This window comes from Vibrio sp. Vb2131 (assembly GCF_033338535.1).
GTDB lineage: Bacteria > Pseudomonadota > Gammaproteobacteria > Enterobacterales > Vibrionaceae > Vibrio > Vibrio alginolyticus.
In genome coordinates this window covers 41,950-65,624 of sequence record NZ_JAWOSW010000001.1, presented here as the reverse complement: position 1 = coordinate 65,624, position 23,675 = coordinate 41,950, and the positions used below count along the sequence as shown (strand labels likewise).

19 protein-coding genes are annotated in these 23,675 nt (G+C 44.7%); 9 read left to right on the top strand and 10 right to left on the bottom strand.

The features are described 5' to 3' along the window. Positions 1-37: 37 nt before the first annotated feature. On the top strand, positions 38-1,219 hold the full coding sequence (locus R7E38_RS00265) for an MFS transporter (RefSeq protein WP_005375129.1): 1,182 nt from the start codon (positions 38-40) through the stop codon (positions 1,217-1,219). A 206-nt stretch (positions 1,220-1,425) separates the two neighbouring features. Continuing rightward, entirely contained in the window at positions 1,426-1,707 is a 282-nt protein-coding gene (locus R7E38_RS00260) for a YrhK family protein (RefSeq protein ID WP_025768568.1), read from the top strand. A gap of 122 nt (positions 1,708-1,829) precedes the next feature. Here R7E38_RS00260 and R7E38_RS00255 read toward each other — a convergent pair whose 3' ends face one another. From R7E38_RS00255 to deoD, 9 genes are all read right to left on the bottom strand, one after another. Then, on the bottom strand, positions 1,830-2,669 hold the full coding sequence (locus tag R7E38_RS00255) for an energy-coupling factor transporter transmembrane component T family protein (RefSeq protein WP_213910471.1): 840 nt from the start codon (positions 2,667-2,669) through the stop codon (positions 1,830-1,832). Beyond that, positions 2,666-4,405: an ABC transporter ATP-binding protein gene (locus R7E38_RS00250; protein WP_047104520.1), complete on the bottom strand. Its 1,740-nt coding sequence runs from the start codon at positions 4,403-4,405 to the stop codon at positions 2,666-2,668. The genes R7E38_RS00255 and R7E38_RS00250 overlap by 4 nt, the downstream gene beginning before the upstream one ends. A gap of 6 nt (positions 4,406-4,411) precedes the next feature. After that, positions 4,412-4,960: an ECF-type riboflavin transporter substrate-binding protein gene (locus R7E38_RS00245; protein ID WP_005375133.1), complete on the bottom strand. Its 549-nt coding sequence runs from the start codon at positions 4,958-4,960 to the stop codon at positions 4,412-4,414. Positions 4,961-5,295: 335 nt separating this feature from the next. Continuing rightward, a complete protein-coding gene (locus tag R7E38_RS00240; RefSeq protein WP_005375134.1) occupies positions 5,296-6,426 on the bottom strand; it encodes an HlyD family secretion protein in 1,131 nt (376 codons plus the stop codon). Then, entirely contained in the window at positions 6,426-6,806 is a 381-nt protein-coding gene (locus R7E38_RS00235; protein ID WP_005375135.1) for a DUF3302 domain-containing protein, read from the bottom strand. Before R7E38_RS00235 ends, R7E38_RS00240 begins: the two co-directional genes overlap by 1 nt. Before the next feature lie 244 nt (positions 6,807-7,050). Next, entirely contained in the window at positions 7,051-8,634 is a 1,584-nt protein-coding gene (locus tag R7E38_RS00230) for a GGDEF domain-containing protein (RefSeq protein ID WP_149191631.1), read from the bottom strand. Continuing rightward, positions 8,618-10,102 carry a hypothetical protein gene (locus tag R7E38_RS00225; RefSeq protein ID WP_226082794.1) on the bottom strand — a complete coding sequence of 495 codons (1,485 nt, stop codon included), beginning with the start codon at positions 10,100-10,102 and terminating at the stop codon, positions 8,618-8,620. The genes R7E38_RS00230 and R7E38_RS00225 overlap by 17 nt, the downstream gene beginning before the upstream one ends. A 166-nt stretch (positions 10,103-10,268) precedes the next feature. Beyond that, positions 10,269-11,738 (bottom strand): hypothetical protein, encoded by a 1,470-nt coding sequence (locus tag R7E38_RS00220; RefSeq protein ID WP_005383936.1) that lies wholly within the window; start codon positions 11,736-11,738, stop codon positions 10,269-10,271. Positions 11,739-11,808: 70 nt separating this feature from the next. After that, the gene (gene deoD / locus R7E38_RS00215) at positions 11,809-12,519 is read right to left on the bottom strand and encodes a purine-nucleoside phosphorylase (RefSeq protein ID WP_318081636.1); all 711 of its coding nucleotides are present in this window, start codon (positions 12,517-12,519) and stop codon (positions 11,809-11,811) included. 398 nt (positions 12,520-12,917) lie between these two features. On the opposite strand from deoD, the gene R7E38_RS00210 reads away from it, so the two are divergent. Genes R7E38_RS00210 through R7E38_RS00195 form a run of 4 tightly spaced genes read left to right on the top strand, consistent with a single transcriptional unit; the run spans position 12,918 to position 17,029 of the window. Then, a complete protein-coding gene (locus R7E38_RS00210) occupies positions 12,918-13,868 on the top strand; it encodes a YbgA family protein (protein ID WP_017635475.1) in 951 nt (316 codons plus the stop codon). Beyond that, complete coding sequence (locus R7E38_RS00205) at positions 13,858-14,658, top strand: MerR family transcriptional regulator (RefSeq protein ID WP_033906723.1); 801 nt, start codon at positions 13,858-13,860, stop codon at positions 14,656-14,658. Before R7E38_RS00210 ends, R7E38_RS00205 begins: the two co-directional genes overlap by 11 nt. 22 nt (positions 14,659-14,680) lie before the next feature. Further along, on the top strand, positions 14,681-16,096 hold the full coding sequence (phrB, locus tag R7E38_RS00200; RefSeq protein ID WP_047104510.1) for a deoxyribodipyrimidine photo-lyase: 1,416 nt from the start codon (positions 14,681-14,683) through the stop codon (positions 16,094-16,096). 6 nt (positions 16,097-16,102) lie between these two features. After that, the gene (locus tag R7E38_RS00195) at positions 16,103-17,029 is read left to right on the top strand and encodes a L,D-transpeptidase family protein (protein ID WP_017820509.1); all 927 of its coding nucleotides are present in this window, start codon (positions 16,103-16,105) and stop codon (positions 17,027-17,029) included. A 26-nt stretch (positions 17,030-17,055) separates the two neighbouring features. On the opposite strand, the gene R7E38_RS00190 is transcribed toward R7E38_RS00195, so the two are convergent. Continuing rightward, a complete protein-coding gene (locus tag R7E38_RS00190) occupies positions 17,056-17,310 on the bottom strand; it encodes an Lpp/OprI family alanine-zipper lipoprotein (protein WP_005375145.1) in 255 nt (84 codons plus the stop codon). 550 nt (positions 17,311-17,860) lie between these two features. Between R7E38_RS00190 and R7E38_RS00185 the strand changes: the two genes are divergently transcribed. The 3 genes from R7E38_RS00185 to R7E38_RS00175 all read left to right on the top strand — a co-directional run bounded on the left by R7E38_RS00185 (position 17,861) and on the right by R7E38_RS00175 (position 23,668). Then, complete coding sequence (locus R7E38_RS00185) at positions 17,861-19,204, top strand: DEAD/DEAH box helicase (protein WP_151515347.1); 1,344 nt, start codon at positions 17,861-17,863, stop codon at positions 19,202-19,204. A 324-nt stretch (positions 19,205-19,528) separates the two neighbouring features. Next, entirely contained in the window at positions 19,529-21,526 is a 1,998-nt protein-coding gene (locus tag R7E38_RS00180; protein ID WP_226082800.1) for a prolyl oligopeptidase family serine peptidase, read from the top strand. Then, complete coding sequence (locus tag R7E38_RS00175) at positions 21,527-23,668, top strand: TonB-dependent hemoglobin/transferrin/lactoferrin family receptor (protein ID WP_213962330.1); 2,142 nt, start codon at positions 21,527-21,529, stop codon at positions 23,666-23,668. The last annotated feature ends 7 nt before the right edge of the window (positions 23,669-23,675 follow it).

The window sequence follows — 23,675 nt, the reverse complement described above, 5'->3', positions numbered from 1 at the left end:
AAGCTATGATGATGCCTTCATATTTAAAGGAAACATCATGACTACCTCATCGCACGGCTGGAGAACGCCGCAAAATTTCCTCCTGTTAATTTCCATTATCGTGCCCATTGCTTTTTCTACCTGGATGGCGTTGTTGAACAACTTTGTTATAGAGAAAGCAAACTTTGATGGTGCCGACATAGGCCTATTGCAAAGTGTGCGCGAAATTCCGGGTTTTTTGGCCTTTACCGCCGTGTTTGTATTGCTGTTTATCCGAGAGCAACGCTTTATGCTCGTATCTTTGGCGATGCTTACGCTTGGTACGGCATTAACAGGTTATTTTCCCACTTTGTACGGTCTACTTTTTACAACCTTGTTAATGTCCACCGGCTTCCATTACTTTGAAACACTCAAGCAGTCTTTGTCTTTACAATGGCTATCTAAAGAAGAAGCGCCAGAAATGCTGGGTAAGTTTATTTCTGTTGGAGCTTTGGCTTCTCTGTTTACCTACGGCGCCATTTGGGTTTCGCTCGAACAGCTCAAACTTGATTTTAAAACGGTCTATTTAATGGCTGGTGGTTTAGGTTTTGTGCTCATTTTGGTGATGGCATTTGCCTTCCCACAATTTAAGACAAAAGTGCCTCAGAACAAGAAGCTCATCCTGCGTAAACGTTACTGGTTATACTATGCGCTTACGTTTATGAGTGGAGCACGCCGTCAAATTTTTACGGTGTTCGCTGGTTTCTTGATGGTAGAAAAGTTTGGTTACTCCGCCGCAGATATTACGTTGCTGTTCCTGATTAACTATGTCTTTAACTTCTTGTTTGCGAAGCGAATAGGCCGTTTTATCGGCGTTGTAGGTGAGCGCAAAGCGTTGATGTTTGAATACGTCGGTTTGATCTTCGTGTTTGTCGGGTACGGTTTGGTGCAAACGGCTGAGTGGGCGGCAGCATTGTATGTTGTCGATCATCTATTTTTCGCGTTAGCGCTTGCGATTAAAACCTACTTCCAGAAAATTGCCGACCCAGCAGATATGGCGTCGACCGCGGGCGTTGCGTTTACGATTAACCATATTGCGGCGGTTGTAATACCTGTTACGTTTGGTGTGATTTGGCTGGTTTCACCTGCTAGCGTATTTTACATCGGCGCTGGTATGGCAGCAGTGAGCTTGCTGTTGTCACTCAATATTCCAGCGAAGCCGGAAGAAGGCAACGAAACTCGCTTGTTGAAGTGGAGTTAAGTTGGTACTCACTATCTAATCATTAAAGCGAATACCTGTAATTAGACTCGCTAAAAAGGGTGCTTATGCGCCCTTTTCTTTTTATTGCAAATAGATAATCCCTCCAATGGTTGTCAATGCATGCCACGTCCGTTAGGGTTTAGAACTAAGTATTTCGAAATAACTTGGGCATAACTGACGCGAAACAATAAGAGGGGAGCTATACAGTGCAGATACATGGCAGAGAGTTGGATTTAGATCTAGGAAGCCGTCACATCGTTATTCAGCGCCGCTATGAGGCGTTAGGTGCTGCAAACGACCTACTCATTGCTATTTGGTTTTTAATTGGTAGCTTTTTCTTTTTGAATGATTCGTTGATTGAAAGTGGTACTTGGCTTTTCATTGTAGGCAGTGCGCAGTTGATCATTAAGCCCCTGATAAAACTGATGAGTTTAGTTCATGTTGGTCGTTTGAATAAGCAACTTTCTGGCACATCAGCGAGCCGCTGAAATTACCGCTTCTTTTGAATACTTGCAAGCAAGAAGCCAACAGGCGAGTTATCGAGGGGAAAGACGGAAGATAACGTGGTCACAACACTAACCACGTTATGTTCAGTTTGAAGCTTCAGAATTTAAAACGGATACCAGAACAGTTGTGTGTCCATCACACGCTTGCTGATCGCAGCAATCACTATCACCGCAATCCCAGCCATGCAGATCATATCGGCTTTGGTCAGTGGTTTTAAGCTGTACCAAGTGCGAGAGGAGTGGCGGCCAAAACCACGTAGCGTCATCGCGTTTGAGATTTGATCGGCTCTGTCTAAACTAGAGAAAATCAGAGGTCCAAGAATCTTCGCGACGTTCTTCATACGATTGAACAACGGAGCCTTCTTGCTCAGTTCTACTCCGCGTGCTTGTTGCGCGTGCATGATGTTAACAAAGTCCTTTTTCACTTCCGGCAAGTAGCGCAGCGTTAAGCTTACGGCATAGGCGATTTTGTAAGGTACACCCAAGCGGTTCAAGCTGGCTGAAAACTCCGTCGGGTGAGTGGTAAATACAAACACCAACGCGATTGGAAACATGCTGAAGTATTTCAACGTCACTGTTACTAGGTAAAACAACGTCTCTTGAGTGAGCGAGTAATTACCGGGTAACGAGAGTAAAACCGTTGATGAGCCCATGAATTCAGTACCTTGTTGCGGTGCTAACGCGAACATAAACAGGGCATTGATCAGCAATACCGTGCCTGTACCCAGTAAAAGCGGTTTGTAGACATGAAATGGCACTTTGGTCATTTTCAATAAGCCTAAACCAAGCACGATCAACAGCGCGATGATTCGCAAGTCAAATGTGGTCAACACCACCGTCACCCAAGCAATGAAAAGCAAGAACTTAGTAATGCCATTCAACTTATGAAGTGGTGATTGGGTATCGATGTAGTTGATACCAAACTTCATCTTATTGTCTTTCATGCCACCGCTTTCTCTAGTTGGTTTACGTCGTCGCTTTTTTGTTGGCGGTGCGCTTTTTCTACATTGATAAAGTGCTGCATAAAGCCATTGGTGTCTTCGATGCCAACTTTCGTAGCCAACTCAAACAGACTTGTTGTGGTGAGGTTCGCTTGGTCTAGTAACTCTGGGCTGCTGAATACCTGCGTCATTGGTGCATCCGCGACTAATTTACTGTCTGCAATCACAATAGAGCGCGTAGTGTATTCCAGCACTAAATGCATGTCATGAGAGATGATCATCACGGTTACGCCCAACTCGCGATTGAGCTTTTCGATGAAACTCAGCATAGACGTGTAGTTTCGATAGTCCTGACCTGCCGTCGGTTCATCAAGGATCAGAAGCTCTGGTTCCAATACCAAAATTGACGCAATGGTTACGCGCTTTTTCTGGCCGTAGCTCAATGCTTCGATTGGCCAGTGGCGGTATTTGCTCAAACCGCACAGCTCAAGGACTTCAAGTACTTTAGCTTCGATTTGTTTCTCTTCAACGCCACGATTACGGAGGCCGAAGGCCACTTCGTCGAAAATCATGTGATGGGAAATCATGTGATTCGGGTTTTGCATCACCACGCCCACTTTCTGGCTGCGCTCGAAGATGGTTAGTTCGTTAAGATCTTGACCATTCATACTCATTGAGCCGCTATCCGCTTCAATAACGCCCATAATCAGTTTGGTGATGGTCGATTTACCCGAGCCATTTTTGCCAAGTACAGAGACAAACTCGCCACGCTTGATGTCAAAACTCACGTCTTCTAACGCGTTTTTCTCACCGTCGTAAGAATAGGTGAGGCCACGGACTTCAAGCAAAGTCTCGGCTGGCGTTTTGGGCGGTTGTGCTGTTGAACCATCAAACCATGCTTGTACTGCCGGTTTATATTGCTCCAACGGTAAGGTAGTTAAGCTAGAAGGTTTTGCATCGCCCTCAATCGCGCAGCCTGCTTCTTTCAGTGCTGAAATATAAAGCGGTTCGCGGATGCCGTAATCTTCTAGCAAAGGCGACGCTAAAATTTCATCTGGCGTTGTATCGGCAATGATTTTGCCGCTTTCCATCAAGATAATACGGTCAACTGAGCAATGCAGAACGTCTTCAAGACGATGCTCAATGATTACGATGGTTTTGCCCGTTTCGCGGTGTAGATCATCGATGATCTCGATGGTTTTTTTACCCGTTTTAGGGTCAAGCGCAGCTAGTGGTTCATCAAACAAAAGGATATCGACATCATCGACGAGAATGCCCGCCAAAGAAACACGCTGTTTCTGCCCGCCAGATAAATCGTGGGGTGAGCGTTCTAGCATCTGTTCCAAGTCGACCATTTTGGCCGTGGCTTTGACCAATGGGTACATGTCGATATTTGAAGTTAGCTGGTTCTCCAGCGCAAATGCAATGTCTTCGCCAATGCTCAAACCGACAAATTGGCTGTCCGTATCTTGCAGTACGGTGCCAACTTGCTCAGTGTATTGGTGCATGTCGAAAGGGGCGGTGTCTTGACCATTGATGGTCAATGTTCCACTGGTTTCCCCTTTGATTGCGTGTGGGATCAGTCCGTTAAGACATTGCCCAAGGGTAGATTTACCACTACCACTTGGACCGATAATGACGATTTTCTCTCCTTTCTCTATCCTTAGATTGATATTTTTTAGCGTCGGTTTGTCCAGCGACTCATATCTAAAAGAGAAGTTAGAAAATTCGATTGTCATTCGACATTAAGCCTCTGTTAAGTTACGGCTTTGCTTGTTACGTTTAGCGACAGATTTAAGAATGAAGAAGCCAACAATAGCAATAAGAATGGTGTTACCGATCGCGATAATAGAAAGCTGGGTAAACACTTTAGTGAACGGTTCTGCGTATAAAATCGTGTCGAGGAATGCAGAGCAACCGTAACCAAATACGTTGCCTAATAGCGCAAGTACTACGAATAACGCGAAGTCTTTCATATTGAAATCACCTTTCTCCAAACGGTAGCGCGTTAGAGAAGGGAATAGACCGATAATCAAACCAACAATACCTGAACCAAGTACCCAAGTGAGCCATACGCCCCAACCTGCAAATAGGTCAGTAACCCAGTGACCAATAAAACCAACCAAGAAGCCAACAAGTGGTCCAAATAGTACTGAGAACAATGCTAATACTGCCATTGCTGGTTTTAGCGTTGTGTTTGCAAACACAGGGATGCCAAACATAGGTAAGCCGCCGATACCGTAAAGAGCAGCACCGATTGCAATAACCACAACAGTTTTAGCGGAAAGATTCATAGATAACCTCAGTTCAATAGTCGATTTTAAAGAACGTTTAATTGTTTTGTCGGAAAGCGTTAGTTATTTGATTGTGTAACATATATTCAAAACAACCAAGCTGCTTATTGTTTGCTCTATTTTTCTTCAGGAAATGTGTGATTTGATTCACGTATCCCTTTGACTGGCTTTGGTTTTAGCAAGCATTAAAAATAAGGCGCGCATTATACAGAATATTAATAAAAGTGGGAATGCTATCTATCTGGATGGCTAGAATGAATCAGGGGCTGATCGTCAGCCCCTGATTACACTGTTTGATGTTATTTTTACCGATAAATGAATGCGCTATATGTTCATTAATGGTCGAGGTATAAATAGTTCTGCCAGCTCTTCATACGAATAAGAACTTTGCGCATCACTGATACGTGAGTAAAGCTGTCTGAATAAACTGCAACTTCAACCGCAGTACCCATTGGTAGGTGGTATCCACTCAAGTCGTCGGTAATTTTCAGCTTCGCAAAAACACGTCCGCTCGTGCGCAAGGCATCAGTCCCAAGCAGAGCGCCTCGCGCTTGAATTTGGCTTTCACCAATGGCTGGAATCACGTCAATGACTTCGCCACGGAACACTTTGCCCGGAATTGCGCGGAACATAAATTCTGCTTCAAAGCCTGGCTTCAAGCGTTGTAATGAGTTCTGTCTGAATGCCGCGGTGTACGTAATGTCTTCGGTATGTACGAAGGTCATTGCCGGGGCAAGTGGCAACGGCACAGCCATAACACCAGGACGCAAAGCCAATTGCGTAACGTAACCATCGGTTGGCGCACGAACGACGGTTTGCTCTAGGTTAAACTCTGCTTTACGCAGCTCGGCAAGAAGTTGCGCGACTTGGGTATTTTCGCCTCCGATTTCAGAGTCCAGAGCGATTTGCGCTTGTTCTTGTTGCAAAATCGCAACGTCTAACATGGCTTCTGCCGCTTTATACGCTTGGCGTCGAGTATCCAAATCTTGTTCAGTAAACGCGCCACGATCAAAGCCCCTTTGATATCGGCTGAATTCCCTTTGTGCTTTATCTCTGTCCGCTTGCGCTTTCAATACAGCAGCTTCTGCCTCTCTTAGATCCGACTCTAAGCCCAACGCACCTTGGCTTGCTTCTTTGACTTTCGCTTCCAGGCGAGCAACTTCTGCTTCAAAAGGCACAGGATCGATTTTGAAAAGAATATCGCCCGTTTTGAGCGGTTGGTTGGCCTGGACTGGCACTTCCACCACGCGGCCACGCACGCCAGAGACGATAGGCGTAGTCGGGAACACTTGGTTACCCAATTGAGTAAATGGGTGGTTGTAGTTCATAAGCAGCACGAGTGTGCCCACTAACACTACGCCGCCAAGTACGGCGGTTGGAACGGTCCATTTGTTTAGAGGAATATTGAAAATTTTAAAAATGGCAATACAAAGAGCGGCGTAAGTCAGAATCAGCAATAAGTCCATTATTCGTCCTCTTTACTTTGTTCAGGCAAAGGCTTTTGCTGAATCTTTTGTTGTTTCAACATCGATACTTCGTTTTTGAGTTCGTTGACTTCATCGATGAGTTCTTCAAGGCGGTGATGAATGTCGTGTGTTTCTTGTTCTAGTTGTTTAAAACCCCAGCCGCGTTCCTTGCGCCATAATGTTGCCCAGATCCATAAAAATGGCCACAGCGCATGCAAAGTGAAAAGGCTGACCCAGCCAGCGTAGTGAATTGCGTCTTGGTGCGGGTGCTCTCTCTCTTTGGCGATTTCATATGGAATATCATGAATGACAATGATTCCGTAAAAGATCACTAAAGCAACGAAGATGAGTAACCCAAGTGCAAAATAGTCTAGAAACATCTTACCTACCTGTGCTTATTGCGAAATGGAAAATCTACGTAAATTAACAATTTAAGTATTTGTCTTAACTACAGATGAATCAAGCGGTTTTTATGTAGGAATTATGTTTATGCGATGTAAGTATCCACTGATGTTTATTGGCAGTTAAGGTGTTGCTGAATACTTATTTAAACAAACAGTGAAGTGATAGAGGAAGGATAAGTAAAAAGTATAACAAAGCCCCAGATGTCAACCGGGGCATGGTTTAAAGTTCGGTACAGACTTGGTTTCTGCCGTTGGCTTTGGCGCGATAAAGAGCTTTGTCTGCACGATAAAAAGTTCGCTGAGTATTCTCGCCTTCTCGATGCAAGGTAATCCCTATGGATACGGTCAGCCCCCGTTCACCAAGAATATCGTCCCAACCATATTGATAAATCCGTTCACGATAATTCTCGGCATGCATTTCTGCGCGTTCCAGTTGGGTATTCTCAAGGATCACGAGGAACTCTTCACCACCAAATCGTACGCACGATGCGCCTTTAAATCTGAAGTAGGACGCCAGTTCCTGTGACACACTTTTGATCGCTTTGTCGCCCACCAAGTGGCTTAGTTCGTCATTGATGGATTTGAAGTGATCGATATCGATGACCATCAATGCAAATGCAGTATCGTGCAGAAGTAGATCTTTTAGTTTAACTTCTAACCAGCGTCGGTTGTGTAAAGACGTAAGTGGATCGGTAAAGACGTCCTGCTGTAGCTGAGCAACAGTATTTTTATGCTGCTTGGTGGTTTCTTTTAGTTCTTTGTTTTCTAGCTCTGACAAAATGAGTTTGAGTTGTAACTCAAAGCGTGAAAGTCGGCGTAGTTGAGCAGACCCTAACTCACCGATCGGAATATGTTTTACAAGATCAGATTCGATTCTATGCGCTTTTTTTTCACAATTTAATGCTTCTTGATACACCCCTTGAGAGGCGTAAACTTGACTCATCGCGTTATAAAAATGCTGAGTAACGATAGGAGATAGCTGCTTTTGAATCCTTTTACTGATGGAGTCCAGCGTTAAGTTAGCTAAAGAAGTGTGCCCTACACCGTTTAGACAATACGCAGTCTCAATTTTGACCATCGTGGATAACCAGTATGTCGTGGCACTACCCGTTGTATACTGAACATTCGAAATAGCCAGCAACGCATTGGGGTAGTCTTCTTGCAGACGATGTAATTTGGCTCGGTAGAGGTGAATTTGCGCGGCGAGGTTTTTATCACTGACGAGAATGCTCAGTTCTTCACATTCACTCAGCAACTCTTTGGCGTCTGCGGTACGGTTTAAGCTGATATAACATGCAAGCATGTACAGCTTGTAACGAAGGCGTAGGGATCGACTGCCAATAGCGTGATCGATAGCATCTATTTTTTGATAATAACGTAATGCACGTTGGTGATCCCCATAGGCATCGCACAAATTACCCATTCCAATAATGGCCAATACGTACTCATCAATATAGCCGTACTCGACGGCGATATTGGTTGAAGCAACATACTCGGTTAATGCCGCATTGTAGTCACCTAATTCAACTAAACGCTCACTCAAGCTTGCTTTCACAGAAAGAATATCTTCCGCATCTTCTGGTAAAACAAGCAACTCAAGGGCTTGTTTCAATTCACTAATGCTGTCGTTGAGCTGTTTGATCTCTCTTCGATACTCGGCGCTAATGATATAGCAATGCGCTTTCTCACGGTTTGTTGACGCAATATGTAACCCTATGTGTTCCCATAGCGTAATCGCTTCTTCACCTGAAACGGAAGAAGGATCGATACCTGCGTCAGTCACCTTGCTAAGCAGTTGTTCCATTCTTCATTACCTCAATATAACTTTCTTCGAGCTGTTCTAACGTGAATGGGAAGGTCAGGATATCTTGCAAATACAGTATCGGTTTCGGGCCTTTGATTCCGCGTCGCTTCCATGGATAGATGTCTAACATCGCTTGGACAGTGCGGTAGACCTCTTCTGCTGCTTGACCTTTTTCTGCAATTAACATTGCTAGCCTGTTACTGGAAATTCTCGAGATGAGGTCGCTGGAGGTTGTCAATGCATGAACGAGCTCGGTACAAACATCGAGAACTTCGGGGTTTGAATGCTGAATCATAATGATGGCGTGGTTAGAGCGTTTGAGCTCCGTTTTAAACAAAACTAACTGTTCCCACCAGTAGGTCTCAGAAACGACATTAGAGAACTGTTTTTCAGGGTCGTATTCGTGTTGAGAGCGAATATGATTGATCAGCTTACGTGCTCGCTGCTCTAGTTGGCGTTTAGAGCCTCTTGCTTTATCCATGCTGATTCGATGAGTTTGTTCTTTGAGCATTTTGAGTGCGTGCTTACGGTATTTCTTGAACGCGTTAAACGCAGACTCAAAGTCACCTTGTTCTTCAGCGACTCGTGATTGTTGGAAGCAAATTTGGCTGAGTAGCTCACCGTGGTCGAAACTGAGTGCAGACTCTTCTGCTGCAAGTAGCAACTTGGCAGCGCTGTCTGTATTTTGGCGCAAAAGCTCAAGTCTTGCTCGGCTAATAAAAGAGTGTGCTTTCATCCAAACGAGGTCATGCTCAATGGCAAGCTGGTGGGCTTTTTGGGTGGCTTCTTCGGCCGCATCAAGGCGTTCTAGTCCAAGCAGTGCTAACCCTTTAAAGTCCCAGATCTCGGCTTGCCACGTACTGTCATCATGATCTTTTAATACTTCGGTTGCTCCATCCAGTACCGTAAGCATCTCGACAAACTTATTTAGTAAGTAATAGTCCCAAGCTAATAGGATGCACGCTTTGCCTTCTAACCAAGCAATACGAACATTGTTTGCCACTTTAACGGCTAACTCATGAGTTGAAGCGGCAAGTTGGTGTTCATTAGTGATGCGCCATACATTACCAAGCCCAATTAGAGATTCGATTTGAATTTCAACATCATCAACAAGAGCAGATTGTTCGAGCGCATTAATCCAATATTGTTGCGCGGAATAATACTTTGCTTGGCCCCAATATTGGAGTGCAAAAAGATGGAGAATTTCCGGGAGATTATCGTCGGTTTCAAGCTGTGTTTGTTTGCTGTAAGCGTCTTTGACGAGTTTTAAGCCTTGTCGGTAATCCATTAGGCACCAACAGCATTGCGCCATGATGAGTAAGGCTTTGATCTCTCCGTCCACAAATAAAATTTGTTCCGCGCGGATACGATATTGCTGCGCAATATTAAAGGTATGTTTAGGGGCCGATTTTATTTGGCCTTTAAGCTTAGTGAGATCATCTTCTAGCTGAATTTGGTTTTTATCCAACGTTCACATCCATGACTATCGAACTGGAAATCACACCTAATATTAAGTGGTTAGATGTATGTTTCTTTACCAAAGCGATGCGGATAACGTTTTGGTAAACGATCAGGGGCCGTAATGTATACCGTTACAACCCCTAATTACTACATCTAAATTACCAATAGAATAGCTACGATAGGAGCTGTTTGATTGTCAAAGGTGCATCAGAGACTTCTAACCTTTGTGCAGCGGTAAGACCTTGTTTATCCTGATAGCACAAATTATGCCAAGCTCTGAATATATCTAAAAGAGGTAAAATACCAGCAGGTCGTAATTTGCGACGTGGCTCGTTAATGAAGCTTTCGAAAAGGATCTGAAAGCGGTTTTGATAAAACTTCACATGACGAGTTGTCGCAACGTTAAACCATTTTTCAGGCTCATTTTGATCGCCAGCGAGGTAGCAAATGCCTTTGTGGTTTTCGTTTTGACTAGAGATTGCCCAACGATCGCGCCACCAACTCATATAGGCGATATCGACTTTGCCAAAGGGAGTACTCATGTCCCAACTAGCGTCCTCTTCTACGTACATCAAGTCGACACTTTTCTCTTTAATGCGAGGTAAACAAACGCTCAGTGCAGCCGAACGTAGTAGGGGATCTTGAGGCATGTATAGAGATACACGTTTGTTTGGGCAGCACATATCAAGTACGTGCAAATAGTGTGCATATGAGGTGTATGGTGGACGGACTAATGCCCCTTTTGAAGGGTAATGAAATACAGATAGATTACCAAGAGGGTCTTCTACGTTACCGCGAGCCAAAATTGTTTGGTATTTTTGGTCAATTCGCTCTCTGAGGTGATGAGAAGGTTCCGCAAGCGGCTCACTTGCTTCCGCTACGTACTCCTGGGAAACAAAACGAGACACCTCATCGTAAGGATTATGATCGAGCGTTGCGATTGGCTCTTCATCAGCGGAATAATTGACGTGCTGGCAAAGAATATAGCCAGAATGCGCTTCGCCAGAAACAATCCAATACACACCATTATTGCTGTTCGGTTGCAATGCAATATAGTTTGAGGCCAATTCATAATGCGTTGCGTGGTTTACCCAGCGCGCATCAATGGTTGCCAGCTTACGGCGGCAGCGGCTAGCTATATGGTCAACATGGTCGTAAAAGGTTTTTGGGTTAATACTAAGCTTACGGCAGATTTCTCGTACGGAATATCCCGTAAACAACAAGCCCATCAAGTTCTCTTGAAATTGAAGCTTCTTGTTGGCACCAGACCACTTGTCGACAAAGGTACTTTGACACACTTTACAGCGGTAACGTTGGCGATCGCCACTGTAACCGAAAGCGTGATAGAGGTGTTTGTGAGTGTGGACAGAAAGTCCAAAGTTGTCGCAATCATCATTACGGCAAGCAGGCAACCCGTCACTGTGGACGTGCCGCAGGCGATGAAGTTCGTTCACGACATCGCGATTATTAAGTAAGGGGGGGAAAGCTCCACATTCACGGCATACCATCGCCGGACGCTTAGGGTTCGCATGTTGCAGAACGTAACGCTTTGCATCACTCAATCCAAAGTTGTCACACGCCAATGTTTTACAAAAGTTGAGTTGTAACCCATCTGCGTCTTTTGGCAGTTCGCCGTTAGACACAATCGCCCCCTCGGGATAATTCGGGCAGCCAGCATAACTCTGGCTGCAAATTATTACTTACTATTTGTTCTTAGATGTTGATTGCAGTTTCTAGTGCAACTTTCATCATGTCGTTGAACGACTTCTGACGCTCTTCTGAGCCTAGTTTTTCACCACGGATGATGTGGTCAGAAACTGTCAGGATAGTCAGTGCTTTCGCGCCTAGGTCAGCTGCTACGCCGTAGATACCAGCCGCTTCCATGTCTACACCTAGGATGCCTAGTTTTTCCATCTTCTCGAAGATGTCTGCTTCTGGTGTGTAGAACAGGTCTGCAGAGAATACGTTACCTACTTTTACAGGCACTTCCTGAGCGCGTGCTTGGTTAACTGCTTCTTCTAGAAGACCGTAATCAGCGATTGCTGCGAAATCGTGGTTGTTAAAACGGATACGGTTAACTTTAGAGTCTGTAGAAGCACCCATACCGATAACAACGTCCATTAGTTTCACGTCGTCACGTACTGCACCACAGCTACCCACACGGATAAGGTTTTTCACGCCGTATTCAGCGATTAGCTCGTGTACGTAGATACAGCAAGACGGGATACCCATGCCGTGGCCCATTACAGAAACTTTTTTGCCTTTGTAAGTGCCAGTAAAGCCGAACATGTTGCGAACGTCACAAACTTGTTTCACATCTTCTAGGAACGTTTCAGCGATGTATTTAGCGCGCAACGGGTCGCCTGGCATCAGAACTGTTTCAGCGAAATCACCTGGTTGTGCGTTAATGTGTGGGGTTGCCATAAGTGCTCTCCAAAGTTTTGTTTTGATAAAACGCCTCTATTATAGAACGCTATTACCAATTCTGTTGAACTTGTTCGTTTTCGTTGAGGCAATAATATCGGGACGTACAGTAGCCCCTTGAGAGCTTAGTCACAAAAACCACGCATTTAGAAACTGCAACTCCTATTGATAACTAAATCTGTTGAAACCAAAAGAGCAATCGATTTGCTTTTGAGCAGTTTGTCGATTGCGCGCACAAATTCTTTGTTTTTGGGCCAAACTTTTTTCTGAAAGCTGGTTGATCGAAATACTTTCGAGTGAAGTAAAACGATTAAATTGTACAACTTATTTTCTTGTACAATCTGGAAAGGCTTGCTATAAGTTATACAACAAAACTTTTTGTATAGGGATGCGTCATCATGGAATCTTCGATCAAAGTAGGTATCAGTTCGTGTGTTTTGGGTGAACGAGTGCGTTTTGACTCTGGTCATAAGGTGAGCAACTTTGTGACTAAAGAGCTTAGCCCGTATTTTGACTTTATTTCGGTATGCCCTGAAGTCGGCGTAGGTATGCCAGTACCCCGTCCAACCATTCGTCTTGTTTCTAATGAAGAGCGTGTTGCATTGGTTGAAACCAAAAATCCAGAAAATGATCATACCGACAATATGCTCACTTACTCGGCCAATAAAGTAGATGAACTTCAAAGCGAGCAGCTTTGTGGTTACATCGTTTGTGCTAAGTCACCAACTTGTGGCATGGAGCGAGTCAAGGTTTACAGCAAGAACAGTGCTGCGAAAGAAGGTGTTGGCTTGTATACACAAACATTGATGCAAAAAATGCCTTGGTTGCCTGTTGAAGAGGATGGCAGACTTAACGACCCTGTATTGAAAGAAAATTTTATCACTCGAGTATTTTGTCTAAATGACTTTTACGACTCGATGGATGGTGAGCCTACTCGTGGCAAAATCATCGACTTTCATTCGCGCTACAAACTGACGTTAATGGCACACCACCCAGAGTCATACCGCTCCCTTGGCCGCTTAGTCGCTGATGTCGCTAATTATGAAATTGAAGACTTTTACCAAGAGTATCGTTTAGGACTTATGAAGGCGTTAACGAATCGGGCTAGCCGCAAAAATAACACAAATGTGTTGATGCATTTACAAGGATACTTCAAACGCTCACTAACTAAAGAAGAAAAAGAAGAGTTAGCGACAGTGATTCACGACTACCGTATCGGAATGCTGCCTCTGTTAGCACCACTTACATTGATTAAGCATTACTTAAATACTTACCCAGACGAGTATTTAGCAAAACAGAAGTTTTTAGAACCGTATCCGCAGGAGATGAGATTACGCTATGGTTTGTAGTTCAGAAGAAAAACTATACGCGATCCGAGATGTCGCAGAAATCACGGGTGTAAAACCAGTTACGCTGAGAGCTTGGCAACGAAGATACAACTTGATCCAGCCTCAGCGAACAGAAAAAGGACACAGACTCTATCGCCAGCAAGATCTCGATACGATTCGCGAAGTCCAGAGTTGGCTCGCGAAGGGGATTTCGATTGGTAAAGTGAAGGGGCTGCTAGGAAAAAGCGCCGATGTCGAAGTCAAAAACGAGGTTCGCACACTCGAAGAAGTTGAAAACATGCTGCTTGCGCTGTCTACCCTGAATCGAGGAAAAGCAGAGAGTTTACTTGCCTCTGTTCTTAAAGAGTATCCACTAAAACTCGTTATTGATCAGTTTATTAGCCCAGTATTTGATGCGCTAGACATGGTGAAAGGATCGCTGCGATCTTTACAGGTCGGGTTATTTCAGACTTGTTTGATCACTCGACTTGCCCTCGTTATCGATTCTGAAAACAAAGCCGCTTCCAAAGGAAAGTGTCTGCTCATTAGCTTTGAACAAAACAGAGAGTCTGAGAGTTGGATTCAAGCAGCGAAGCTTTGCGAACAAGGGTATCACACGACTTTAATCGATAAGGTTGATGATGTTTCTGGTCTACTAGATCACGAGGTCGTTGAAAATGGTTCGTTTATCTACCTTTTCTCCAACAAAGCGCTAGCTGCTAAACAAGTAGCGTCCATCAAAATGCTTCACGCACAACTAGGTGATCGGATGGGGTGCTCTGAAGTGATAGAGAAATTACACCTAACTTAGTAGACAAAAGATAGGAGCTACCATGATTTTAGTATGGTTTCGACGTGACTTACGTACGTTAGACCACACGGCACTCAAAGCGGCATTGGATTCAGGTCAGCCTGTCGTCGCTTGCTTTATCGCGACGCCAGAGCAGTGGCGGGAGCATCACATGGCGCCGATGCAGGCAGACCTCATTGCTCGTCGCTTAGCTTGTCTTAACGAGGAGCTTGAAAGCCTTAATATTCCCTTTTTGTACAAAGAGGTACCGTCGTTTTCCGATTGTACAGATGTGATTAGTGGGTGGGCGGAAACACTTGAAGCTACGTCTGTCATGGCAAACATTCACTATGAGGTGAACGAACGAGAGCTCGATACACAAGTAAGTGAAGCGTTAGCTTCTCACGATATCGAATTTGAACTGTTTCATGACAAATGTGTGCACGCGCCAACGACGGTTCTTAATAAGCAAGGCGAATATTTTAAGGTGTTTACGCCATTCAAGCGTGCTTGGTTAACGCAGTTCCATATGCCGACGGTAGTAAAACCTCACGAGCAAGCGCCACTCAATAAAAAGGTACTCGAACAATTGGAGTCGGCTCGATTTAATTCAAGCTTCACATTTAGCTATCCTCGAGAATCCAGTGAAGACTGGCTGGCTTCGACTAATGATATTTTGAAGCAGCTTAGGGAATTTGCACGGGAGCGCAGTGACGCGTATCAAAGCGAGCGAGACTTTCCAGCTATTGATGGCACTAGCCAACTGTCTCCATACCTTGCGATTGGCGCGCTATCACCAAGGCAGTGTATTGCTCGTTTGTATGCTGAAAATCAACAAAATGACCTTACAGAAGGGAAAGCAACTTGGTTAAGTGAGATCATTTGGCGTGAGTTTTATCAGCACCTATTGGTTTTCGAACCAAAACTCGTCAAAGGCAAAGGATTTATCGATTGGGAGGATAAAATCCAGTGGTCCTATGATGAGAAAGCCTTTGAGCGATGGAAGACAGGAACAACAGGATACCCAGTCGTTGATGCAGCAATGCGTCAGCTCAATCAAACAGGTTGGATGCACAATCGATTACGTATGATTGTCGCGAGCTTTCTTACCAAGGACTTACATATTGATTGGCGATGGGGAGAAGCGTACTTCATGAGTAAGCTGGTGGACGGCGATTTTGCAGCGAACAATGGTGGCTGGCAATGGTCTGCTTCTACGGGCTGTGACGGGCAGCCATACTTTCGTATTTTCAACCCGATAAGCCAAGGCGAAAAGTTCGATGCTAATGGTGAATTTGTGCGCCACTGGGTACCAGAAATCAAAAGTGTACCGAACAAATACATCCATAAACCTTGGACTTGGGAGGGCTTTTCTTTACTGGAATATCACAAGCCGATGGTTGATCACAAGACAGAAAGAGAGATAACCTTACAGCTCTTTAAAAGTGCCAAGGAATAGAGTGAAATGCTTAGCAAAAAGCGATCAATGAGTTTCGCAAAACGTACCCTGCTATCTGTGTCGTTATCTTTAGTGAGTGGTCTATCATTCGCTAAGATGTACGAATTACCAGAGGATGGAAGCCGTTTAATTGGTCGCCTTGAAAACCACGTCGTGCAAGAAGGCGAAACCATGGCAAATATCGCTAAGCTCTACGATGTGGGTATGCTAGGTTTAATGGCCGCAAACAAAGGCGTGGATCCCTTCTTACCAGAAGAGGGGCATGTTCTTACTATTCCGACACAGCTAATCCTCCCAGACGTACCTTATAAAGGTATCGTTATTAATCTAGCCGAGCTGCGCTTATATTACTTTCCGAAAGGAGAGAATATTGTCCATGTATTTCCTGTCGGAATTGGCCGAATAGGGCGCGATACCCCAGTAATGACAACGCGTATCAGCCAAAAACGACCGAACCCTACATGGACTCCTCCAGCCTCTATTCGTGCCGAGTACAAAGCAAAGGGCATTGACCTACCAGCCGTTGTTCCTGCGGGGCCTGATAATCCACTTGGTATGTTTGCATTGCGTTTAGCTTACGGGAATGGCGAATACCTAATTCATGGTACCAACAAGGACTTTGGGATTGGTATGCGAGTCAGCGCGGGTTGTATTCGTATGGACCCAAGTGACATTGAGTGGTTATTTGACAAGGTTCGTAACGGCGAAGACGTTAACATCATTAACCAGCCTATCAAAATGACACTTGAGCCTGACAGAAGTGTGTTCTTAGAAGCACATGAGCCTTTGACTCGTAGTAATGGCGAGAAAGATGAACTCAAAGTGCCGAAAGAGTTAAAGTGGTGGCTGGATGAATTCGGTATGAAAAACGTGAAGGCTAAAGCAGCAATCGCTGCACAGAATGGGGTTCCTGTCGAAATAACCGCGCCTTAACGGGCGTTAAGACGCGGTATCAAATCTTACTTAGTGTAAGACTGAGCGATGTTATCGATACGCTCGTTAGCACGCTCAGCTTCTTCTTGAGCAGCCATTGCTGCTGCGCCTGATTTTTGAACGTCAGATTGAAGAGCTTGTACGTCTTGGCTTAGTTGGCTAACTTGGTTGCTTAGTTCGTCTAATTTTGCTGCATTTGCTGTAGCTGCGTCATCAGAAGAAGCACAACCGGCTAGTAGAAGTACTGAAGTTGCTGCAGCTGCGATCAACGTTTTGTTCATATAAGAACTCCTTGCTTATAGTGAAAGTCTCGCCACTAACTATTATTTTATACAGTAGCGAGGTTAAATGTGGTTACATTTTATCAGTACATGATGTAGCAAAAGTCAAAAAAACCCAAGAATTTCATGGAGTACCTGACGTCAACTTTTACCTGAACTTAACAAAGTTTAACTACCTATCCTTTATTTCGTTCTCACAACAGTTTTCATAGCAGGTGTATTTGCCACGTTCCTGATATCAATAATTTAGACGATATTGACACAAATGAAAGTTTATTGGCCCAAATAACTGCTATTTACGTCGTTTTGTTGAAGAATAGAAGACATATCTGAAAGGCCTTTCATTAAACTTCACGTTCAGATGCACATCAAAAAGGCTAGGGTTTACTCTGAACTGAGCCACAAATGATGTTTTACCGTCACCACAGGGAATTAGTTTGTGTGATCTCTATCTATACTCCTATGATTTGCGGTATTATACCGAGCTTTATTTTTTTGCTGCGTTAGAGCGGAAACGACACTACAGAGCGCTCAGACGCTGACTGATTTATTGGAGAATACTTTGCAATTTAAAGATCTAGGCCTAGACAACCGATTGTTGAAGAACCTAAAACACTACGATTTTAAAAAAGCGACTGACATTCAGCAGCAGGCGATTCCTGTTGCGATTGCAGGCAAGGATCTATTGGCATCTTCGAAAACGGGTTCGGGCAAGACTTTGGCGTTTGTATTGCCAATGCTTCATAAGTCTTTAAAGACAAAATCGTTTTCTGCGAAAGACCCTCGCGCGGTTATCCTTGCTCCTACTCGTGAGTTAGCGAAACAAGTATATGGTGAGCTTCGTTCTATGCTAGCTGGCCTATCTTATGAAGCAGCACTGATTTTGGGTGGTGAGAACTTTAACGATCAGGTAAAAGCTCTGCGTCGTTACCCGAAATTTATCGTGGCGACACCAGGACGTTTGGCTGATCACTTAGATCATCGTTCGCTTTATCTGGATGGTTTGGAAACGCTGATTCTTGACGAAGCAGACCGTATGTTGGATTTGGGCTTTGCACCAGAGCTTCGTCGCATTCATAAAGCAGCCAAGCATCGTCGTCGTCAAACGTTGATGTTCTCTGCGACATTAGATCATGCAGACGTCAATGAAATCGCGGCTGAAATGCTCAATACGCCAAAGCGTATTGCTATCGGCGTTTCTAACGAAGAACATAAAGATATTACGCAAAAATTTTACTTGTGTGATCACCTGGATCATAAAGAGGCAATTTTAGATCGTGTTCTTTCTGAGGCTGAATACCGTCAAGTTATTATCTTTACGGCAACGCGTGATGATACTGAGCGACTAACAGAAAAGCTGAACGAAAAGAAACTGAAGGCTGTAGCACTAAGTGGTAACTTGAACCAGACTCAACGTAACACCATTATGAGTCAGTTTGAGCGCGCAGTGTTTAAGATCCTTGTAACGACTGATGTTGCTTCCCGCGGTTTGGATATTGCAACTGTGACACACGTCATCAACTTCGATATGCCAAAGCATACCGAAGAATACGTACACCGAGTTGGTCGTACTGGTCGTGCTGGAAACAAAGGGGATGCAATCTCTCTTGTTGGTCCAAAAGACTGGGATAGCTTTAAACGTGTAGAAGCATACCTACAACAAGATCTTGAGTTTTCAGTGTTCGAAGATTTGAAAGGTAAGTTTAAAGGCCTTAAGCCACCTAAACCAGATTTTCGCAATAAGAAAGCGACCGCAAAGAAAGCTCGCCCTCAAGCGAAAAAGTCGGCGAAAAAACCAGCTAAGCGTGACAAGAGCTTCTACAAAAACGTATCTGTGGGTGATGATGTCTTCATCCCTAAGAAAAAACCAGCGGCACCGAGCTCTGAAGAGTAAAAGCTGCTGTAGTTTCCCATTGATTTTAGTTCTTAAAAATCCGAGTGTTCGCACTCGGATTTTTTATGTCTGTCGCTAGGTGAAATAGCGCCTTTCCATACTCACTCGTTTGTCAGCTTTTATATTTGTCTGGTTGTATATAAACAGCATAGAACGCTAATTTAGGAAGTTATTAAGTTTTATTACCTCGGTCAAAGCAAACGTTTTTCCTCACACACTAGATAAAAATCTCACATGATTGTGAAAATGATAATTGATCTCATTTTTATTTAAGGGCAGAATACGCGCCATTGTATTAATCCTATAAATGAATTCGCTCTCTATATGAAATTTACTCATGTTTTTTTAGGGCTCATAATTACCTCTAGTTCTGGCTTTGCTGCTGATGATTTCAACTGGCTTCGAGATGATGCTCGTAAAGATGAGCGAGTTCTTACCTACCTAACAGAACAAAACCACAAAACTGAACAGCACCAAAAAAGTTATCAGACGTTGACAAAAAACCTACTCACGCAGTGGGATACCATGGTGGCAGACAAAGGTGATAAGCCATGGTCGATCATGAGTGGAAGAGAGTGGACGCTAACGCGTCGCGATGGTCGTTACTTACTATTATCCCGTGCGAGTCAACATGCACCAGAAAACGTGGTGTTCGATTTCGATGAACGACAATCTGCGCATCAGTACTACCAACTTGGTCAATGGCAAGTGAATGGTGACACGCTCCTTTTCACGGAAGATATCGACGGTAGCGAACAATATCGTGCTGTGGTTGTTGATTTACTCTCCGGCCAATCTACGGAACTGGCGACGCACGTCGATAGTGGCGTATTGTTGTCACCTAACGGGAAAGTGGCATTCCTTGTTGCAAAAGAAAAGCGCACTCAGCGACCTCATCAGATCTTACGTATCTCCACTGAATCTTTGGCAAAAACAGTCCTATGGAATGAACCCAAGTCAGATTGGTTACTTTCTTTCTATCGTGCGGCAGATAGCCGTTATGCTGTGCTGCAAAGCAACAACGAGTCAACAACAGAGCAGAAGCTTGTCGATCTAGAAACGGGCACTGTCTCAGATTCATTGCGAAAGCCTGAAGTGGGTGTGGAATATTACGCGGATGTGGCGAAAGGTTACATTTATCTTAAAAGCAACCTGGAAGGAAAGTTCGCCCTTTACCAAGCCGAACTCGCACCGCTTGGCGCAACATGGCAACGCTTCACCAATCCTCGTGAGCCGCTTGAACAGTTCTACCTTTATGATGCAGGAGTTGTGGCACTTAGCAAGCCAAACAATGTGTCGACTTTGACGGTGTATTCTTACCAAGGTCAGGAAAAAGTGATACTGCCATTGGAACACGATGGTAATGTCGCTTGGCTAAGCACGTTGGGCGATTTTGAATCAAACAAAATTCGTATCCGAAGCATGTCGATGACTACGCCTCCTCAGTGGGAAGAGTTCGATGTAAAAACGCTGAATAAATCCTTGTACTCTCAAGATGCTTACCAAGACTTTGATAGTCAGCGTTATGTAACCCAACGTATTTTTATTAAGCACGACGGCGTTTCTGTCCCGGTCTCTTTGGCGTATCGCAAAGACAAATTGCACCCACAATCTCCTGTGTTGATTTACGGTTACGGCGCGTATGGTTTTACGATGAAACCGTACTTTATGCCTCAGGTTATCAGTTTACTCGACCAAGGTGTGATTTACGCTATCGCCCATGTCCGTGGCGGTGGGTACTTTGGCGATGAATGGCACGAGCAAGGCCGTGGTGTGCGAAAAGCCAATTCTATTGGTGATTTTGTCGCGGCCGCGAAGGCGCTGCAAACATTCGAACGTGGCAATAGAGAGGTTTTCGCCATCGGTTCTAGTGCTGGTGGTACGTTGGTGGCCGGAGCGGTTAATCAAGATCCTAAATTGTTTTCAGGTGTCGTACTTAAAGTGCCTTTTGTTGATGTGGTTGCAAGTATGTCGGATACCTCACTTCCGCTTACCACACAGCAGTATGGCGAATGGGGTAACCCAACCAAACCTGAACAATTGGCGTTAATGAAGGCGTACGATCCGATTCTCAATATCCATAAAAACGCTTACCCACCCATGTTGGTTCAAGTCGGTTTAATCGATCAGCGCGTGCCATATTGGGAAGGCGCAAAGTATCTCGCTAAAGTTTCAGCGTTAAGTGAGCGCAACGGGCCGTACTTGTTGCAAACTAATTTTAATTCGGGCCACCAAATGGACCCGCGACAAGCGCAAGAACAACAAGCAAAAGAATACGCATTTCTACTATCACTCATTAAAACATCTAAAGCGGAGCAGTAAATGAAGCTTACCCCAGTGTCAGCGGCAGTACTTTTGGTACTTGCTGCCAGTCAAGTGCACGCCGAATCTAAGGTTTTCTCAATGGAAGAGGTGGTGGTAACCGCCAATAAAATCGATCAGCCATTGTCAAAAGTGGCAGGTAGTGTCGCGGTTATCACAAACGAGCAAATCGAAGAAAGAGGCGAGACCGAGCTATATGACGTGCTGCGTAACGAACCTGGTGTAAGCGTGACGGGCGGTGCAGGACGTCCGCAAAACATTACCATCCGTGGTATGACGGGTAACCGCATTATGATCGTTCGTGATGGCATTCGTTCTGCGGATGGCTTCGGTGCGAATGACATTAATGATGCAGTTGGGCGAGATACTTTTGATTTATCCAATTTTGAATCGCTGCAAATCATTAAAGGGGCAAGTTCTTCGGTGCATGGCTCTGGCGCGATCGGCGGTGTGGTGATTTTAGAATCCAGTCAGCCGGGTGATTTCTTAAAAGACAAAGACTTCTACACCGATGTTTCCGGTACTTACACCGACATCAGCAACAAGTACAAAGGCACGAGTAATCTAGCTTTCCGTTCCGGTGATACAGAGAGTTTGTTTAACGTTTCATACTGGCAAGGACAAGAGACACGTAACTTTGATGAAGATTTGTATAACCGCGACCTCGATGGTTACAGCGGTGCTTATACGATCAACCACTTTTTCAATGAAGAGGTGATGTTGAAAGCCAAAGCGGAACTCTACACCCAGAACCAAGAGCGTTTGGAGGGTTCACCGTCCATTCAACCTGATGGAATTTGGCATATTGAAGACTTTGCTGAAGATGAAACCTCCGAAGAGTACAGCGCTTACATTGGCGCAGAGGTGACACCGATTAATCCAACTTGGTTCGAAGAGTTGGATACCAAAGTTTACTGGCGTCACACCGAAGTCGTGGAAGACACCAACCGTTTAATGCGCCAAGTGGATCACAATGGTTTGATCACCAAACGTCGCGAGCTGGAACACAAAACCTTCATTGACGAGACAATAGGCTTCCGTGGTGACTTCACCAATACGATTTATGCAGCAAGTGCAGAGCACCAATTGGCTTACGGTGTCGAGCTTGCTACTGACTACTACGAACGCACAGATAGCGATTCCAAGATTGATTGGAACGGAGTAACACCTTCGACCAAACAACCTTTCGCTCCTGCTCGTGCTTATAACATTGGCTTGTATGTCCGAGACATGGTGGAACTGGATAAATGGACCATCACAGGTGGCCTACGCTTTGATGCGCACCGTCTCACGCCAGACGGTGCGGGTGAAGTGGGCGGCTTCCCATTAAAAGACATGGATAGCTCAGAGGTATCTCCAAGTCTTTCGGTTTCTCGTGAAATGTTTGCCAACAACATCGCTTATGTATCTTATAACCATGGTTACCGTGCTCCGGAATACGATAAAGCGTATGGCTTCGTAAGCCACGACTTTGTGCCGCTCACGCCGTTTGTCATTGCACCAAACATGGATCTAGAAGCTGAAACTTCCGACTCATTTGAAATCGGTAACAAGTTCGATAACGGTCGTGCGTATGTCTATGCGTCTTTGTTCTACAACAAGTTTGAAAACTTCATCGACGTTGTGACCACGGGCTTTGACTCAAGCAATGGTAATTACATTAAACAATACCAAAACCTCGATGGTGTCGAGACGTATGGTGCAGAGCTTTCTGCAGGTTACGCGATCACTAAGCGATGGAACATCAGCACCAAGTTTGGCTACGTAGATGGCAAAGACGCGGAAGGTGAATACGTTCGAAGCATTACGCCATTCGAAGGTAACGCTCAACTGAAATACGCCGACCAAGACTTCAATGCTTACGTGGCTTGGAACTGGGCCGCGGCAATGGATCGCGTTCCTAAATGCCAGACCACGCTTGGTCTAGCGACAGATTGCGCGCAGACAAGTGCGTGGAATACGTTTGATATCGGCGCAACTTACCACGTTTCCAAAGACCTTCGTGTTAGCGCAAACATCATCAACCTATTCGACAAAGAATACATCCGATACCAAGACGTAGCGGGTATCGTTGAGGAAAGTAAGCGTTACTCAACTGAGCCAGGGCGCTACTTCACGCTGACTGCAAAATACGAATTCTAGGACGAAA

Bases quoted from the DNA above. Each gene is read 5' to 3' on its own strand.
- R7E38_RS00265 (WP_005375129.1), top strand. From the start codon at position 38: ATGACTACCTCATCGCACGGCTGGAGAACGCCGCAAAATTTCCTCCTG.
- R7E38_RS00255 (WP_213910471.1), bottom strand. From the start codon at position 2,669: ATGAAAGACAATAAGATGAAGTTTGGTATCAACTACATCGATACCCAA.
- R7E38_RS00250 (WP_047104520.1), bottom strand. From the start codon at position 4,405: ATGACAATCGAATTTTCTAACTTCTCTTTTAGATATGAGTCGCTGGAC.
- R7E38_RS00245 (WP_005375133.1), bottom strand. From the start codon at position 4,960: ATGAATCTTTCCGCTAAAACTGTTGTGGTTATTGCAATCGGTGCTGCT.
- R7E38_RS00240 (WP_005375134.1), bottom strand. From the start codon at position 6,426: ATGGACTTATTGCTGATTCTGACTTACGCCGCTCTTTGTATTGCCATT.
- R7E38_RS00235 (WP_005375135.1), bottom strand. From the start codon at position 6,806: ATGTTTCTAGACTATTTTGCACTTGGGTTACTCATCTTCGTTGCTTTA.
- R7E38_RS00230 (WP_149191631.1), bottom strand. From the start codon at position 8,634: ATGGAACAACTGCTTAGCAAGGTGACTGACGCAGGTATCGATCCTTCT.
- deoD (WP_318081636.1), bottom strand. From the start codon at position 12,519: ATGGCAACCCCACACATTAACGCACAACCAGGTGATTTCGCTGAAACA.
- R7E38_RS00210 (WP_017635475.1), top strand. From the start codon at position 12,918: ATGGAATCTTCGATCAAAGTAGGTATCAGTTCGTGTGTTTTGGGTGAA.
- R7E38_RS00205 (WP_033906723.1), top strand. From the start codon at position 13,858: ATGGTTTGTAGTTCAGAAGAAAAACTATACGCGATCCGAGATGTCGCA.
- phrB (WP_047104510.1), top strand. From the start codon at position 14,681: ATGATTTTAGTATGGTTTCGACGTGACTTACGTACGTTAGACCACACG.
- R7E38_RS00195 (WP_017820509.1), top strand. From the start codon at position 16,103: ATGCTTAGCAAAAAGCGATCAATGAGTTTCGCAAAACGTACCCTGCTA.
- R7E38_RS00190 (WP_005375145.1), bottom strand. From the start codon at position 17,310: ATGAACAAAACGTTGATCGCAGCTGCAGCAACTTCAGTACTTCTACTA.
- R7E38_RS00180 (WP_226082800.1), top strand. From the start codon at position 19,529: ATGAAATTTACTCATGTTTTTTTAGGGCTCATAATTACCTCTAGTTCT.
- R7E38_RS00175 (WP_213962330.1), top strand. From the start codon at position 21,527: ATGAAGCTTACCCCAGTGTCAGCGGCAGTACTTTTGGTACTTGCTGCC.